The organism is Cryobacterium sp. MDB2-A-1, assembly GCF_004402675.1.
GTDB classification, from domain to species: Bacteria; Actinomycetota; Actinomycetes; order Actinomycetales; family Microbacteriaceae; genus Cryobacterium; species Cryobacterium glucosi.
Genome location: NZ_SOFK01000022.1, coordinates 158,735 through 173,670, shown reverse-complemented (window position 1 = coordinate 173,670; position 14,936 = coordinate 158,735). Strand labels below are relative to the sequence as shown.

13 protein-coding genes are annotated in these 14,936 nt (G+C 70.5%); 2 read left to right on the top strand and 11 right to left on the bottom strand.

Going from position 1 to position 14,936, the window contains the following annotated elements; translation table 11 throughout:
* Positions 1–308: 308 nt before the first annotated feature.
* Genes E3O39_RS05720 through E3O39_RS05710 form a run of 3 tightly spaced genes read right to left on the bottom strand, consistent with a single transcriptional unit; the run spans position 309 to position 2,656 of the window.
* Positions 309–560 (bottom strand): ferrous iron transport protein A, encoded by a 252-nt coding sequence (locus tag E3O39_RS05720; RefSeq protein ID WP_134446880.1) that lies wholly within the window; start codon positions 558–560, stop codon positions 309–311.
* Positions 561–597: 37 nt separating this feature from the next.
* Positions 598–1,296, bottom strand: coding sequence for a TrkA family potassium uptake protein (locus E3O39_RS05715; protein WP_134446878.1), 699 nt, complete (start codon positions 1,294–1,296; stop codon positions 598–600).
* Positions 1,289–2,656, bottom strand: a complete 1,368-nt coding sequence (locus E3O39_RS05710; RefSeq protein WP_241984985.1) for a TrkH family potassium uptake protein — start codon at positions 2,654–2,656, stop codon at positions 1,289–1,291. Before E3O39_RS05710 ends, E3O39_RS05715 begins: the two co-directional genes overlap by 8 nt.
* A 104-nt stretch (positions 2,657–2,760) precedes the next feature.
* On the opposite strand from E3O39_RS05710, the gene E3O39_RS05705 reads away from it, so the two are divergent.
* Positions 2,761–3,378: a hypothetical protein gene (locus E3O39_RS05705; protein WP_134446876.1), complete on the top strand. Its 618-nt coding sequence runs from the start codon at positions 2,761–2,763 to the stop codon at positions 3,376–3,378.
* A gap of 279 nt (positions 3,379–3,657) precedes the next feature.
* A complete protein-coding gene (locus E3O39_RS05700; RefSeq protein ID WP_134446874.1) occupies positions 3,658–4,134 on the top strand; it encodes a hypothetical protein in 477 nt (158 codons plus the stop codon).
* 19 nt (positions 4,135–4,153) lie between these two features.
* Here the strand turns inward: E3O39_RS05700 and E3O39_RS05695 are convergent, their stop codons facing one another.
* The 8 genes from E3O39_RS05695 to E3O39_RS05660 all read right to left on the bottom strand — a co-directional run bounded on the left by E3O39_RS05695 (position 4,154) and on the right by E3O39_RS05660 (position 14,921).
* Positions 4,154–6,061, bottom strand: coding sequence for a helicase HerA-like domain-containing protein (locus tag E3O39_RS05695; RefSeq protein ID WP_134446872.1), 1,908 nt, complete (start codon positions 6,059–6,061; stop codon positions 4,154–4,156).
* 164 nt (positions 6,062–6,225) lie between these two features.
* Positions 6,226–7,080, bottom strand: coding sequence for a GNAT family N-acetyltransferase (locus E3O39_RS05690; RefSeq protein WP_134446870.1), 855 nt, complete (start codon positions 7,078–7,080; stop codon positions 6,226–6,228).
* Positions 7,081–7,177: 97 nt separating this feature from the next.
* The gene (locus E3O39_RS05685) at positions 7,178–8,602 is read right to left on the bottom strand and encodes an FAD-binding oxidoreductase (protein ID WP_134446868.1); all 1,425 of its coding nucleotides are present in this window, start codon (positions 8,600–8,602) and stop codon (positions 7,178–7,180) included.
* Positions 8,599–9,900 (bottom strand): saccharopine dehydrogenase family protein, encoded by a 1,302-nt coding sequence (locus E3O39_RS05680; RefSeq protein ID WP_134446866.1) that lies wholly within the window; start codon positions 9,898–9,900, stop codon positions 8,599–8,601. Before E3O39_RS05680 ends, E3O39_RS05685 begins: the two co-directional genes overlap by 4 nt.
* Positions 9,901–10,008: 108 nt before the next feature.
* On the bottom strand, positions 10,009–10,755 hold the full coding sequence (locus tag E3O39_RS05675) for a phosphatase PAP2 family protein (protein WP_134446864.1): 747 nt from the start codon (positions 10,753–10,755) through the stop codon (positions 10,009–10,011).
* A gap of 137 nt (positions 10,756–10,892) precedes the next feature.
* The gene (locus E3O39_RS05670; RefSeq protein ID WP_241984984.1) at positions 10,893–12,170 is read right to left on the bottom strand and encodes a multidrug effflux MFS transporter; all 1,278 of its coding nucleotides are present in this window, start codon (positions 12,168–12,170) and stop codon (positions 10,893–10,895) included.
* Positions 12,171–12,300: 130 nt separating this feature from the next.
* Complete coding sequence (locus E3O39_RS05665; protein ID WP_241984983.1) at positions 12,301–13,560, bottom strand: multidrug effflux MFS transporter; 1,260 nt, start codon at positions 13,558–13,560, stop codon at positions 12,301–12,303.
* A 182-nt stretch (positions 13,561–13,742) separates the two neighbouring features.
* The gene (locus E3O39_RS05660; RefSeq protein WP_134446862.1) at positions 13,743–14,921 is read right to left on the bottom strand and encodes an ROK family transcriptional regulator; all 1,179 of its coding nucleotides are present in this window, start codon (positions 14,919–14,921) and stop codon (positions 13,743–13,745) included.
* Between the last annotated feature and the right edge of the window lie 15 nt (positions 14,922–14,936).

Sequence of the window (14,936 nt, the reverse complement as noted above, 5' to 3'; positions counted from 1 at the left end):
GGTTCGAATCCCCCATTCTCCGCCAGTAAAGAATCATCAACGGGTGAGCGCACAGCGCCCACAGCCGGGGTTCGAATCCCCCATTCTCCGCCAGTAAAGAATCATCAACGGGTGAGCGCACAGCGCCCACAGCCGGGGTTCGAATCCCCCATTCTCCGCCAGTAAAGAATCATCAACGGGTGAGCGCACAGCGCCCACAGCCGGGGTTCGAATCCCCCATTCTCCGCCAGTAAAGAATCATCAACGGGTGAGCGCACAGCGCCCACAGCCGGGGTTCGAATCCCCCATTCTCCGCCAGTAAAGACTCGTCAGTCGGCGAACGGATGCCGGGGCGCACGCGGCGCCGGCGGCGGCGGCACTTCCTTCGCGGCCACGATCTCGGCAAGCACGATCGTGACGAGACCGCGTTTCGTCTCGACCACGCAGTCGGCCGGACCGCACGCGCGGAGGTAGCCGACGGCATCCGTCACGCCGCCCTCGATGGTGCGGCGCACGACGACGCGGGTCCCGATCGCGGCCTCTGTCACGAAGCGGGCGGCGGCCACTGCTGCACTACTCATAGGGCGAGCCTACGCGGCGCCAACCTCTGCGCCGGCCTTAGCGCAGCCTGCTGAACGCCTCGACCCGCTCGGTCTCCCCCGCGACGAGGATCACATCGCCGGCCTCGAGAACCGTCTCGAGGGTCGTGTAGCTCCAGCCGGCCCCCTCGTGGAAGAACGCGGTCACGGTCACGCCGTGCACCGGACGCACCCGGGACTCGCCGAGTGAGACCCCCACGATCACGCGAGGGGGCGCCATCTTGACGAGGGCGAAGTTCTCGCCGATCTCGAGATAGTCCTGCATCACCCCGCGCACGAGGTGCGCGACCCGCTTGCCCATGTCCTTCTCCGGATAGATCACGTGGGTCACGCCGAGCTGGTCGAGGATCGCGCCGTGCGGTTCGCTCACCGCCTTGGCCCAGATGTTGCCGATCCCGAGCTTGAGCACCAGCGACGCCGTGAGGATGTTCGCCTGGATGTCGCCGCCGATCGCGACGACCGCTGTGCTGAAGTCGGCGACCGCGAGCTGGCGGAGGGTCTCCTCTTTCGTCGAGTCTGCGCGCACGACGTGGGTGAGCAGGCCGTTGTGCGCCTGGACGATATCGGCATCGCCGTCGATCCCGAGCACCTCGGTGCCGCTTTTCATCAGCTCGAGGGCGAGGGAGCTGCCGAACCGGCCGAGGCCGATCACGACAACGGCGTCCTCCGGGGTGAGACGGGAGGACGAGCGACGCCCGAAGAGGGAGAACTTAGCCAATGATCGGCTTTTCTATGGGGAGTTCGAAGGCGCTGGGCCGCTGCCGGAGTGCGAGGGCGGACGCGAAGGCGATCGGGCCGAGCCTGCCGATGAACATGAGCAGCATCAGCACGACCTGCCCGCCGGGAGGAATGGCCGCGGTGATGCCGGTCGAGAGCCCCACGGTAGCAAAGGCAGAGATCGCCTCGAAGAGCAGCGCGTCGAGGCTGAAATCGGTCAGGAGCATCAGGATGACTGTGGAGAAGGCGATCACGGCCACGGCGATCAGCACGATCGTGATGGCCTGGCGTTGCACCGAGCGGGCGAGCTGCTTGCCGAACACGGTGACCGTCCCTTCGCCGCGAATCTCCGCGACGAGGACGAAGAACAGCACGGCGAAGGTCGTGATCTTGATGCCGCCCGCGGTTCCGGCGGGGCCGCCGCCGATCAGCATGAGCACGTCGGTGCCGAGCAGGCTCGCCGAGTCCATCTGGCCCCAGTCGATGCTGTTGAAGCCCGCCGTGCGCGCCTGGACCGACTGGAAGAATCCGACCAGGATCTTGTCCGACCAGCCCAACGGCCCGAGGGTCGACGGGTTCGACCACTCGACCGCTGTGAGGTACACGGTGCCTGCAACGAGGAGCACAACGGTGCCCGCGAGCACGAGCCGGGTGTTCATCACCCATTTCCGGGGCAGGCGCGGGTACCGGCGCAGCTGCACGAGCACGGGGAAGCCGAGACCGCCGAGGATGACCGCCGCGGCGAGCGGGAGGCAGACCCACGGGTCGGTCGCGTAGGAGATCATGTTGTCGCTGAACAGGGCGAACCCCGCGTTGTTGAAGGAGGACACCGCGTGGAACAGCCCGAGCCAGAGCGCCCTCCCGAGCGGCTCGCCGTAGCCGAAGAGGAACCGCAGGCTCAGCACCACGGCGACGCAGAGCTCGATCAGCACGGATGTCCCCACGACGCCGAGCACCAGACCGCGCACGTCCTCGAGTCCGACGCTCTTGACCTCGGCAGCGGCAGTGATCCGGGAGCGGAGGCTCATCTTCCGCAGCACCGAGAGCCCGACGACGGACGCGAACGTCATGATGCCGAGGCCGCCCACCTGGATCAGGAGCATGATCACGACCTGCCCGAAGGGCGCCCAGTGCGTCGCGGTGTCGACGACGACGAGCCCGGTGACGCAGACCGCGCTCGTCGCGGTGAAGATCGCCTCGAGCAGGCTCGACCCACCGGGACCCACCCGCGCGATCGGCAGCATCAGCAGCGCTGTGCCGACGAGGATCGCCAGCGCGAAGGCCGCGACGCCGGCCTGGGCCGGGTGCGCCCGGAATCTCGGTGGCTGCGCGCGGCGGTGCGCGCTGGGAGAGTCTGGCACGAGCCCACTCTACGGATTCCAATCCGCCTCGACGAGGGCTCCGGACTACTTGTGCGGCCCGGGGAATACCCGAGGCCGGACCAGAACTACGAAATGGAGCTCTCATGAACACCATTACGAAGCGTCTCACCGCATTCGGAATCACCGGAGTCGCGGCATCCGCCCTCATCGTCTGCGGCTTCGTCGCCCCGGCGCAGGCAGCGGAAACCGGTACGGTCTCCCCCTCGGGCAGTGACAGAAGCAGCCTGGCCAACACGGTCGACTTCGGCCTGCTGAACGACGCGCTGCGCGGCATCGACGCGAACGGGTCCGGCCTGAACAGGTCCGGCGCGAACGGAACCAGCACGGATGCCCTCGGCGGCGGCGTGCTGAACGCCCCGCTGGTTTCCGGCCCGGTCGTCTCGGGCAACTCCGTCGGAAACGGCGCCTCGATCGGCAACGGCACCTCCGTCCCGGTCGCGTCCGGCAACGACGTCCCGGTCGCCTCCGGCAACGACACGGCCGTCACGGCTCCCGTGACCGCTCCGCTCACCACCGACACGACCGCGCCCGTCACCGCTCCTGTCACCGCTCCGGCCGGCAACGGCACCTCGGCGTCGGTCGATGACATCGGTGCGAGCGTCAGCGACATCGTCGACGGTGCCCTCAGCGGCTCCGGCAGCACCGGCGCCACGGACGGCACCGGCACCGGAATCGACCTCGGCGGCATCCTCGGCCGCTGACCCGGCCCGCACGACCGGCTGCACCGCAGCCTCCACCCGGAACCGGGCGGCACGATCCCCTCGTGCCGCCCGGTTCCGGCGTCTGCCCGCACGCACCCGGGCACCGGGGTGCGGCGTGCTGTCCCCTTTAAGGTGGCTATCCGGCACGCTCTCTCATTCGCGATAATCTGGGTACACCGGCTAGGGGGAACGCTTAAGGTGAAAGTCACTGGGGGACCGCTCATTCGGGCGCACGCTCTGAGACCGCACGGCCGGTTGCTCCGGCAGTCCGGTCTGTCCGTGCTGGCCCTCGTCGCCCCGGTTTCCGCCGTGCTCTACTGGCTCACGATCCCGACAGATTCCTGGCGACCGGTTTTCGTCGGCCAGATCATCCTCGTCGCCATCTGCGTTCTCGCCGCGATCGCGTTCTTCCGCACCGTGATCTGGGTCGACAGGGACGGCGTCTCCGAACGCGGCTTCCTGGGCAGGGTCACGAGCTACGACAAGTCCGTGATCGGCACCATCGTGCTGCTCGACCTCTACGAAAGCGGCGCGCTCGACACGCACCCGCAGCTGTTCATCACGGGACTCGACGGCCGGCTGCTGCTGCGGATGCGCGGCCAGTTCTATTCGCGCGGGGCGATGGAGCTGATCGTCGAACAGCTCGACGCGCCGATCGTGCGGGTCGCCGAACCGATGACGCTGCAGGACCTCAACCGGTCCCGGCCCGAGCTGCTCTACTGGTTCGAGCGCCGCTACACCTCCCACACAAGCTGAGCGGATGCCGGGCGGCGGCTCAGCGCCGGCGGCGGGTTCCGAAGATGCCGGCAACGACCCCGGTCAGGATCGACTTCGTCACGGACGACCCGAGCACCTCCTCGAGCACGCTCTTCTGCGGCTTCGCGCTCGTGCGGGTGCGCGCCGGGCCCGCGGTCTGCCGCATCAGCCGGTCGTATTCGGCCTGCGCCTTCCGGTCGGCCTGCTCCCCGGCCCGCGCATCCTTCGCCTCCTGCGCGGCGGCGGCCTTGTCCGCCTTCTCGCGCTCCGCGGCCGCCTTCGCCGCATCGAGCGCCGCCTGCTCTGCCGCCTGCTGCTCGGCCGCGGCCCGGTTCGCCGCCTCGAGCTTGGTCGCGAGGATCTCCCGCGCAGACTCCCGGTCGATCGCGGCGCCGTATGTCGCCAGGAGCGGCGAGGCCGCGACGGCCGACTCGATCGCGGCATCCGCAGTCGGAGACATCGACCCCTGCGGCGCGCGCAGCCGCGTCCAGGCCACGGGGCTCGGGGCGCCCTTCTCGTTCATCACCGTCACGATCGCCTCGCCGGTTCCGAGCCCGGTGAGCACCTCTTCGAGGTCGTAACCGGAGTTCGGGAACGTCGAGACGGTCGCCCGCAACGCCTTGGCGTCGTCCGGGGTGAAGGCCCGCAGCTGGTGCTGCACACGGGAGCCGAGCTGGGCGAGCACATCGCCGGGCACGTCCTTGGGGGTCTGGGTGACGAAGAAGATGCCGACTCCCTTCGAGCGGATGAGCCGAACGGTCTGGGTGATCGACGCGAGGAAGTCCTTGGAGGCGTTCGCGAAGAGCAGGTGCGCCTCGTCGAAGAAGAACACGAGCTTGGGCTTGTCGAGGTCGCCGACCTCTGGCAGGTCGTTGTAGAGGTCGGCGAGGAGCCACATCAGGAACGTCGAGAAGAGCGCTGGCTGGTTCTGCACGCCGGGCACCTCGAGCAGGCTGATCACGCCGCGGCCGTCCGGCGCGGTGCGGAGGAACTCCCGGGTGTCGATCTCGGGCTCGCCGAAGAACACGTCGGCGCCCTGGTCGGCGAAGGTGATCAGCTCGCGGAGGATCACGCCGACGGTCGCCGGGGACAGTCCGCCGAGCCCGGCGAGCTCGGCTTTGCCTGCCGGGCTCGTCAGGAAGCTCAGGACCGCGCGCAGGTCGGTGAGGTCGAGCAGCGGCAGGCCGGCCTGGTCGGCGTAGTGGAAGACGAGGCCGAGGCTGGACTCCTGGGTGTCGTTGAGGCCGAGGACCTTGCTGAGGAGCAGCGGGCCGAACCCGGCGACGGTCGCGCGCACCGGTACACCGCGGCCGGTGCCGCCGAGGGAGAAGTACTCGGTCGGGGCGGCCTGGCCGGCCCAGTCCTGCCCGATGCCGCGGGTGCGGGCGAGCAGCTTGTCGTTCGGCACGCCCGCGGTCGCGACCCCGGACAGGTCGCCCTTGATGTCGGCGGCGAACACGGGCACGCCGTGCGCGGAGAGCTGCTCGGCGAGCACCTGCAGGGTGCGGGTCTTGCCGGTTCCGGTGGCGCCGGCGACGAGGCCGTGCCGGTTGGTCATCGCGAGCGGGATCCGGATCGGCACGTCGGCGAGGGCGTCGCCGTTGACGAGGGCCCCCATCTCGAGCGCCGGCCCGCTGAAGGCGTAGCCGGCCCGGATCACGTCGACCTGGGCGGCCGTGAGCGGTGTTGCGTGTGCCGCGGGCGCCGCGGGTGCCGCGGGTGCCGCGGGTGCCGGCACCGGTGCCGCCGGGCCGGACCCGGTCTGGGCGGTCGCCGTCGCGGCATCCGCCTGCTCCTGAACGGCCGCAGCCTGCACTCTCGCGAGGGCGGCTTCGGCGTCGGCCTGCGCCTGGCGGGCCGCGGCGACCGCGGCCTCGGCTGCGGCCTGGAGTTCGGACAGGTGATCGGCGGCGTCGCTCGGATTCATGGCGCGATCCTAGTCCCACACGCGATCCGTGCGCCAAAATCCCGGCCGCGAGAGCGCACTTGTGGCCCTTAAACCTCGGGTTTAAGGGCCACAAGTGCGCTCTCGCGGAACACACGCGCACGAAGGGCGGCGTGTCGGGGGGAGATAGGGCGGGGCGAGGCGGGTCAGGCGGGGTCTGCGGGGCGGGAGGTGAACACCCAGGAGTCGCCGGCGAGTTCGGGCCGGAGGCCGCGGGAGAAGGCCTCGGCGAACACGCGGGAGTCGGTGCGTTGCCGGGCCGCGGCATCCGGTGCGTCGTCGCGGAGTCGCTCGAAGTCAGGGTCGAGCCGCAGGGGTTCTGGGGCGGGCAGCCCGTCGCGGGTCGGTTCGGCGCTGCTCCACTGCGGCCGCGGGGAACCGGCGAGCGCCGCACGCACCCGACGCGAGTCGAGGCGCCAGCGCACCTCGAACCGGTCGCTGCGGTCGCTGCCGCTGATCGCGTCGTCGAGTCGCCCGTAGAAGTCGGGGTGGAAGTCGGTCACCTCTGCCCCGAGTTTCACGAGGTTGAAGTGCGCGTTGCGGCGGATCAGCGGGTCGAAGGTCCAGCGCATCTCGTCGACGCCGTGCTCGAGGCAGACCGCGCGCTGGAAGAGCTTGAGCGCGTAGCCGACCCCGCCGCCGCGCAGCCCGGGGGCGACGGCCGTCATGTGCGAGTGCAGGTGGATGCCGCCCGTCCAGCCGAGGAAGCCGAGTGCGGCCCCGACGAACGCGGGTGCAGCATCGGCGTCACTCGTGGCGACGAGCACCGTGTTACCGGCGTGGTCGAGGGCGCGCAGGAGGGAGGCGTCCGGGCTGCGTCCGGCACCCCAGGTGCGCTCGAAGAGCGCGACGACCGCGGGCAGGTCTTCGGGGCGCGCCGCACGCACGCTCACCGCGGCCGCGTCGGCCGCGGCCAGCGCGACCCGGTATGCGGCCACGAGGGTCTCGGCGGAAGTTTCGGCGGAAGCATCGGGCGCACGGGGCGCCGGCGGAACGTTCATGCCTCGAGTAGACCACATCCGCGGCCGGCCCGACCCAGGGCGTCCGCCGCGACCGCGCTCCCACGCGTTCGACACCCAAGAACTCCGTCGAATCGGTTCAGTGGCCTCGGCCCGAGACGCGATCGGCGATCGTCGCGAGCGGCGAGGTCGTCGTGCGGCGGCCGCCGTGCTCGGCGCGGTCCGCGATCCCGTACGCGCGATACAGCCCGGTCACCGCAAGCCAGCGCAGCGGCTCGGGCTCCCAGTTCCGCACCCGATGGTTGACCCAGGGCAGCTCACTCAGCGCGGCCGCAGCACCGGCCGCACCACCGGCCGCACCGCCCGGTGCGTTCCCGGCGGCCCGCGCGAGGATCAGCTCGGTCAGCGTGCGCCCGGCCAGGTTCGTGGTCGCGACCCCGGTTCCGACGTACCCGCCCGCCCAGGCGAGCCCGGTCGCCGGGTCGAGGCCGACCGTCGCGGCCCAGTCCCGAGGAACCCCGAGCACGCCGGACCAGGCGTGGTCGATCGTCACCCCTGTCGTCGCGGGGAAGAACCGGTTGAGGATGCCGCGCAGCGCGTCGACCGTGCCCGCAGGGGTGTGCCCGTCGGAGTCCGTCCGCGACCCGAACCGGTACGGCACCCCGCGGCCGCCGATCGCGATGCGGTCGTCGGCGGTGCGCTGGGCGTACATGTAGGCGTGCGCCATATCGTCGAGGGTCTCGCAAGCGTCCCAGCCGATGCTCTCCCAGACCGCCGGCGCGAGCGGCGCCGTCGCGATCAGCGACGAGTTCATCGGCAGCCAGGCCCGGTGCAGGCCGCGCAGTCCCGCGGTGAAGCCTTCGGTCGCCCGCACGACGACGTCGGCGGCGACGACCCCGCGCGCCGTGACCGCGCGGTGCGGCGTGATCTCGGTCACGGTGGTGTCCTCGTAGATCTCGACGCCGAGTGCCTCGACGACCCCGGCGAGTCCGGCGGCGAGTTTCGCCGGGTGGATGCGAGCGCAGTGCGGGTGCCACATCGCTCCCGTGGCTCCGACGACGTTCACGCGAGCGGATGCCTCCGCAGCCGTCAGGAGCTCGACATCCGTTTCCGCCCACTCCTGTTCGGCCCGGGCGCTCGCCTCGAGCCGCCGCTGCTGGGGCACGTCGCACGCCACGGTGAACTCGCCGCCCTTGACGATGTCGGCGTCGATGCCCTCGGCGGCGGCGACCCGGATCACCTCGTCGACGGTGTCGTTCATCGCGGTCTGGAACCGGGCCGCGGAGTCGCGCCCGTGGGTGGCGACATACTGCTCGCGTCCTCCCGTGATCGAATTCGTCAGCCAGCCGCCGTTCCGCCCGGAGGCCCCGTAACCGGCGAAACGCTGCTCGAGGATCACGATGCGCAGGCCGGGCGCCGCCTTCTTCAGGTAGTAGGCGGTCCAGAGTCCGGTGTAGCCGGCGCCGACGATGCAGACGTCGGCGCGGAGAGCACCGGGTAGCGGCGGACGCTGCGTCGGCCGGCCGAGCTGGTTCCACCAGAACGAGACCTCGCCGTTGATCATGCCGGGTCGGCCGCGGAAGCGGGCCGCACCAGCCGGTCTTCCAGCCCCCAGGGCTCGCCATATCCACCGGATTCCTCGCTCGCGCTCATCAGGTCGAGGAACGGTTTCGCGTCGAACGCCTCGGGACCGAGCACACCGAGTCCGCTCCAGGCGCCGGTCGCGAGCAGTTCGAGGGCGATCACCGGGTTGAGGGCGGTCTGCCAGACCACGCACTGGGCGTCGTACTCGCGCATCGTCCACTCGTTGTCGCTCACGTGGTACAGGTACACCTCGCGCGGCTCCCCGTCGACCCCTGTGCCCGTGACCCAGACCCCGGCGCAGGTCTTCCCGGTCATCCGGGGTCCGATCGTGGCCGGGTCGGGCAGGCTCGCCGCGACGACGTCGCGGGGCGCGACCCAGACGGGCCCGGACTCACTGCGCACCCGCACCGGGGTCACGCTGTCGAGGCCGAGGCGGTGCAGGGTCTGCAACACGCCGATGAACTCCTCACCGAGCCCGTACTTGAAGGTGACCCGCTTCGCGTCGAGCCAGCGCGGCATCAGCAACACCTCTTCGTGCTCGACGTTCACGCACTCGACCGGGCCGATCCCCTCCGGGAAGTCGAAGATCTCCGGTTCGCTGAACGGCTGCGTCGTGAACCAGCCGCGGTCTTTCTCGAAGATCACCGGCGGGTTCAGGCATTCCTCGATCGTGGTCCAGATGCTGAACGAGGGCGCGAAGATCTCGGCACCGGACTCGTCGCGCACGACGAGATTGGCGCCGTCGCGGGTGCCGAGCTCGTCGATCTCGCTGAACAGGTGGTCTGCGGCGTACCGGGCGAACACGTCGGACAGCCCCGGCTCGACGCCCATCCCGACGAGGGCGAGCCGCCCGGCGGTTTCCCAGTCTGCGGCGAGCGCGAACTGGTCGTCGCCGAGCTTGACGCCGGTCTCGTGGTACGGGTCCGTCGGGTGCGGCTCGGAAAGGCTCGCCGCCATGTCGAGGTAGTCGCAGCCTGCGGCGAGCGCCCCGGCGAACACGCTCGGCACGAACTTCGGCTCGACCGCGTTCATCACGTGCGTCGCGCCGTGTTCCCGGGCGACCGATGCGACGCGGTCCGGATCGCCCGCATCGATCTGGGCCGCTGTGAACCGGGCCGCGCTCTCGTCACCGTACTTCGCTGCGACGGCGGCGATCGTCCGTTCCGCCCGGCCGATGTCGTAGTCGCTCACGATCACCCGCTCGAAGAACGACCGGCGGGCGATGATCTTCGCGAACGCGTCTCCGACGCCGCCCGCCCCGACAAGGAGGATTCTCATTCGATGACGCTACCGCGCTCATCCGCCGTTGTCTGCCCCGCATTCCGACCAATTCGACGGAATTTTCACCTCAAACGGCCCGAAACACCCGTCCCGGGTACACAAGCCTCACAAGGGGTGCCGAACCGGTTCTGGGGCGGGCGGATGCCGGCGGGCCAGCCGGCGCTCGCCGTCCAGTTTCGCGGCGAGGGGCGCCCAGAGCAGCACGGCGACGCCGATGCCGAGCAGCAGGCCGCCGATGGTGTCGGTGAGCCAGTGCGCGCCGAGGTAGGTGCGGCTGACCATCATCGCGACGGCCCAGACCGCGCCGGCCACCCAGACCCACACCTTCGGGAAGATCAGGGCGAGGCAGACGACCATCGTCGCCGCATTCGCTACATGCCCGGAGGGGAATGAACCGAAATCGCTGGTGACCAGCATGTCCTGAGGGCGGGCGCGGCCGAACAGGTTCTTGAGAAGTTGCACGAGCCCGGAACTGACGATCGTTGCCACCAGGAAGTAGCCCGCCGCCCAGGGACGTTTCAGCAGGAGCAGTCCCGCCAGGATCAGGATCGGGATGATCACGACCCCGGCGATTCCCGCGCCGAGGAAGTTCATCACGAGCGAGGCGTACTCCCAGATCGGCGCCCGGTGCTCGATGATCTCGTCCATCCACTCGGTGTCGATAACGAGCGGATTCCCGTTGTCGCGAAAGACGATCAGGGCGCCGAGGCCCGCGGCAAGGAGTACCGCCACGAGACCGCTGAGGAGAGGCCAGCGCCGGGCGACGCGTCGCGCCGCCGGGGCCGCCGCGGTTTCCGGGGCGACGGCGGGTGCAGGGTCTGGCTCGGGTGCGCGGGCGCTGTCATCGTCCATCAGGCCATGTTAGGCCGACCTCGGGGCGGACCCCCGCACCCGTTCCCGCCACGGACACCTGTTTCCCGTGCGCGAGCCACAGTCGTCGGCACCGGCCGCAGCTGCCCGCACCGGCCGCAGCTGCCCGGCGGGCGCACTCAGTGGGCGAGGCGCGGGACCGTCCGCGGGCGCAACACGAACCACAGGGAACACACCGATGCGAGCGCGGTCCCGAGCATGACCGCGGCCATCGGCACCGCGGTCGAGACCCCGAGCATCCCGACGACCGGCGAGACGAGACCCGCGAGCCCGTAGTTGCCCGCCCCGAGGAGGGACGCCGCCGTGCCCGCTTCGTGCGGATGCGCGTTGAGCGCGATCACCTGCACGGAGGGGAAGGTGAATCCGCACGCCGCGATGAAGAACCAGAGCGGCACGATCACGCCCCAGAGCCCGGCGTCGACGAGGCCGAGCACGAGCATCAGGGTCGCGAACACGGCGAGCGCGGCGGTCGAGCAGGCCAGGATCCACTGCGGGGCGACGTTGTGGCGGTGCATCAGCCGGGAGCTCGTCTGCACCCCGACGACGATGCCGAGGGAGTTCGCCGCGAACAGCACCCCGTATTGCTGCGGCGTGAACGCGTAGACCTGCTGGAACAGGAACGACGATGCCGACAGGTAGGAGAACAGCCCGGTGAAGGTCATCGCGCCGACGATCGCGACCCCGACGAAGGTGCGGTCGCCGAGCACCGCCCGGTAACGCTGGCCGAGGGTGCTGTGCCCGGCGTGGTGGCGCTCGTTCACCGGCCGGGTCTCGACGATCCAGATGGCGACCGCGGCGATCACGACAGCGCCGTACCCGGCGAGAACGATGAAGATGCCGCGCCAGTTCATCACGAGCAGCAGCTGCGAGCCGAGAACAGGCGCGACCACGGGCGCGAGTCCGCTGATCAGGGCCAGTCGGGACAGCATCCGCACGAGCGGCTTGCCGCCGAACAGGTCGCGCACCATGGCGAGGGCGACGACGACGCCCGCCGCGGCGCCGAAGCCCATCAACACGCGGAAGACACCGAGCCAGACGATGTCGGGCGAGAGCGCGGCGCCGACGCTGCTCGCAATGTGGAAGCCGGCCGCGAGCATGAGCGGCAGTCGGCGGCCGACCTTATCGCTCCACGGCCCGACAATGAGCTGGCCGAGCCCGAACCCGACCATGGTGCCGGTCAGGGTGAGCTGGATGGCGGCCGCCGAGACGCCGAGCTCGCTCTGCAGTGTCGGGAACGCGGGAAGGTACAGGTCGATCGTGAACGGGCCGAGCGCCGTGAGCGCGCCGAGAATGAGTACGTAGACGAGCCGCTGCCCGCGGGACAGCGCATCACCCGGGTGCCTCCCGGTCGCCCGCAGGTGTGCTGCGGTGATCACGGTCAGTGATTCGGTGGTCACGGCGGGGTCCTTTGCTCGGTTTCCCGCGAGTCAGGATGCCGCGGGCCGGGTCCGGCTGCATCGAGAGTCCCCAGGGTGCCAGGTCGCACCTGCGTCCAGCCTACGTCGCGCCCGGCGCGGGCCGCGCGGTTCAGGCCGCGTCGAGCGTCCCGAGCGACCGCGGCCGCACGAGGGTCCACAGCACGACGATCGAGACAACGGCCGTCACGCCCATGACCGCGGACATCGGCACGGCGGTGCCCACCCCGAGCAGTCCGACGATCGGGGAGATCAGCCCCGCGACCCCGAAGTTGGCCGCGCCGAGCAGCGACGCGGCGGTCCCGGCCTCGTGACCGTGCGCATCCAGCGCGATCACCTGCGCCGACGGGAAGGTGAAGCCGCACGCGGCGATGAACACCCAGAGCGGAACGAGGGTGCCCCAGAGGCCGGCGCCGGCGCGGTCGAGCACGAGGATCGCCATCGCCGCCGTGAGCAGCACGATCGTCGATACGGCGATGATCCACTGCGGGGCGACGTTGAAACGGTGCATCAGCACAGAGGAGAGCTGCACGCCCGCGACGATGCCGAGCGAGTTCACCGCGAACAGCACCCCGTACTGCTGCGGGCTGAACGCGTACACCTGCTGAAACAGGAAGGGCGAGGCGGAGAGGTAGGAGAACAGCCCGGTGAAGGTCATCGCTCCGATGATCGCGACCCCGACGAAGGTGCGGTCGCCGAGCACGGCCCGGTAGCGCTGGGCAAGTGTGTTGTGCCCGGAGGCGTGGCGTTCCAGCGTCGGGAGGGTTTCGACGATCAGGAACGCGACCGCCACCACGACGACGACGCCGTAGCCGGCGAGCACCCAGAAGATGCCGCGCCAGCTCATCACGAGGAGGAGCTGCGACCCGATCACCGGGGCGAGCACGGGGGCGAGCCCGCTGACCAGGGCGAGCCGGGACAGCATCCGCACGAGCGGCTTGCCGCCGAACAGGTCACGCACCATCGCGAGGGCGACGACCGCGCCCGCCGCCGCGCCGAAGCCCATCAGCACCCGGAAGACGCCGAGCCAGACGATGTCCTGGGACAGTGCGGCGCCGACGCTGGCAAGGATATGGAACCCGGTCGCGAGGAGCAGAGGCAGGCGCCGACCGACCCGGTCGCTCCACGGCCCGACGACGAGCTGGCCGAAGCCGAAGCCGATCATGGTCCCGGTCAGGGTGAGCTGGATGGCCGCAGCGGAGACGCCGAGTTCGCTCTCGAGCGTGGGGAACGCGGGCAGGTAGAGGTCGATCGTGAACGGGCCGAGCGCGGTGAGGGCTCCGAGCACGAGCACGTAGACCAGGCGCTGCGGCCGGGTCAGGGCATCTCCGGGATGCCGGACGACGGAAATGGGGGCGGTGGCGGTGCTCACGGCGGACGTGTCCTCACTGTGGGTGCTGGGGGCTGGCGCTGGGACGCATGCTGGGTGCAGGCCGGACGGTCACCGCGCCCGTCGTGCGCCCGGGTGCACACGACGAAAGACACTCTCGCCCACTGGTGCCAAGGCGGGCGCCCCTCCGGCTATTCCCGCCGGACCGCGACACGCCGGACGGATCAGTCGGAGACGCCGAACCCGTTCGGGTCGGCGAGGATGCCCTCGAAGGCGAGCTCCGCTGCACCGATCATCAACAGGTTCGATCCCAGTTCCGCCGCGGTGATCCGCACGCTCCCGAAGGAGGACGGCAGCGACCAGGTACCGACGGCCGCGCGGAGGCGTTCGGGATCCGCGTTGAAGAGCGCGCCGAGGAAGCCGCCGAGTACGACGAGCTGCGGGTTGAGGATGTTGATCGCCCCGCCGAGCGCGACCGCGAGGAAGTCGAGCTGGCGGTGCACCTCGGCCTGGACCTCGGCGGATTCCGTCGAGAGCAGGGCGCGTTCGAGTTCGTCGGCGTCCGCGCCGGAGCCGGAGAGTCCGAGCACCGCGAGCAGTTCCTCCCGGCTCACTTCGGCCTCGAGCGTTCCCGTGATCCCCGCGGAGTCGACGCGGGAGCTTCCGCTCACGCGGGTGTGGCCGAACTCGCCCGCATAGCCGGCGACGCCGCCGACGGGCAGGCCGCCGACGATCATGCCGCCGCCGATGCCGCTTGCCCCGCCGTTCAGGTAGATCAGGTCGGTGATGCCCTTGCCCGCGCCGAAGTAGCGTTCGGCGAGCGCCCCGAGGCTCGCGTCGTTCGCGGCCACGACGGGAAACCCGGTGGCCTGCTCGAGCATGTCCGTGAGCGGTTCGTCGATCCAGCCGAGGTGCGGGGCGAGCCGGACGAGCCCGTCGTGGGCGCGCACGAGGCCCGGAACGGCGACACCGATGCCGACGACCCGGAACCGGGCCTCGAGCTCGCCGCGCATCCCGTCGATGACGGCTGCGGCGATGTTGACGGCCTCCGTCGGGCTCGGGGTGTGCTCGGTCGGGTAGCGGATGCGGCGGTGCACGGTGCCGTCGAGGCCCACGATCCCGATCGTGACCGCGTCGATCTCGGGGTTCACGGCGAGGGCGACGACCGCGGCGGCCACGTGCACGATGGGGCTCGGCCGGCCGACCTGGTTCGTCGAGTCCGGGTCCCGCTCCCCCGCGAGGCCGAGCTGGGCGAGCTCGCCGACGAGGGCGGCGATGGTCGACCGGTTCAGCCCGGTGAGGCGGGTCAGCTGGGCGCGGGAGGTGGGCCCGTTGCGGTGGACGAGGCGCAGAATGACCGACAGGTTGTGCCGACGGATGTCGTCGTGGTTGTTGCCCTGCACCTGGTACTCCTCCGT

Excerpts from the sequence above, each read along its gene's own strand:
- E3O39_RS05705 (WP_134446876.1), top strand. The coding sequence starts at position 2,761 with ATGAACACCATTACGAAGCGTCTCACCGCATTCGGAATCACCGGAGTC.
- E3O39_RS05675 (WP_134446864.1), bottom strand. The coding sequence starts at position 10,755 with ATGGACGATGACAGCGCCCGCGCACCCGAGCCAGACCCTGCACCCGCC.
- E3O39_RS05720 (WP_134446880.1), bottom strand. The coding sequence starts at position 560 with ATGAGTAGTGCAGCAGTGGCCGCCGCCCGCTTCGTGACAGAGGCCGCG.
- E3O39_RS05690 (WP_134446870.1), bottom strand. The coding sequence starts at position 7,080 with ATGAACGTTCCGCCGGCGCCCCGTGCGCCCGATGCTTCCGCCGAAACT.
- E3O39_RS05685 (WP_134446868.1), bottom strand. The coding sequence starts at position 8,602 with ATGATCAACGGCGAGGTCTCGTTCTGGTGGAACCAGCTCGGCCGGCCG.
- E3O39_RS05695 (WP_134446872.1), bottom strand. The coding sequence starts at position 6,061 with ATGAATCCGAGCGACGCCGCCGATCACCTGTCCGAACTCCAGGCCGCA.
- E3O39_RS05680 (WP_134446866.1), bottom strand. The coding sequence starts at position 9,900 with ATGAGAATCCTCCTTGTCGGGGCGGGCGGCGTCGGAGACGCGTTCGCG.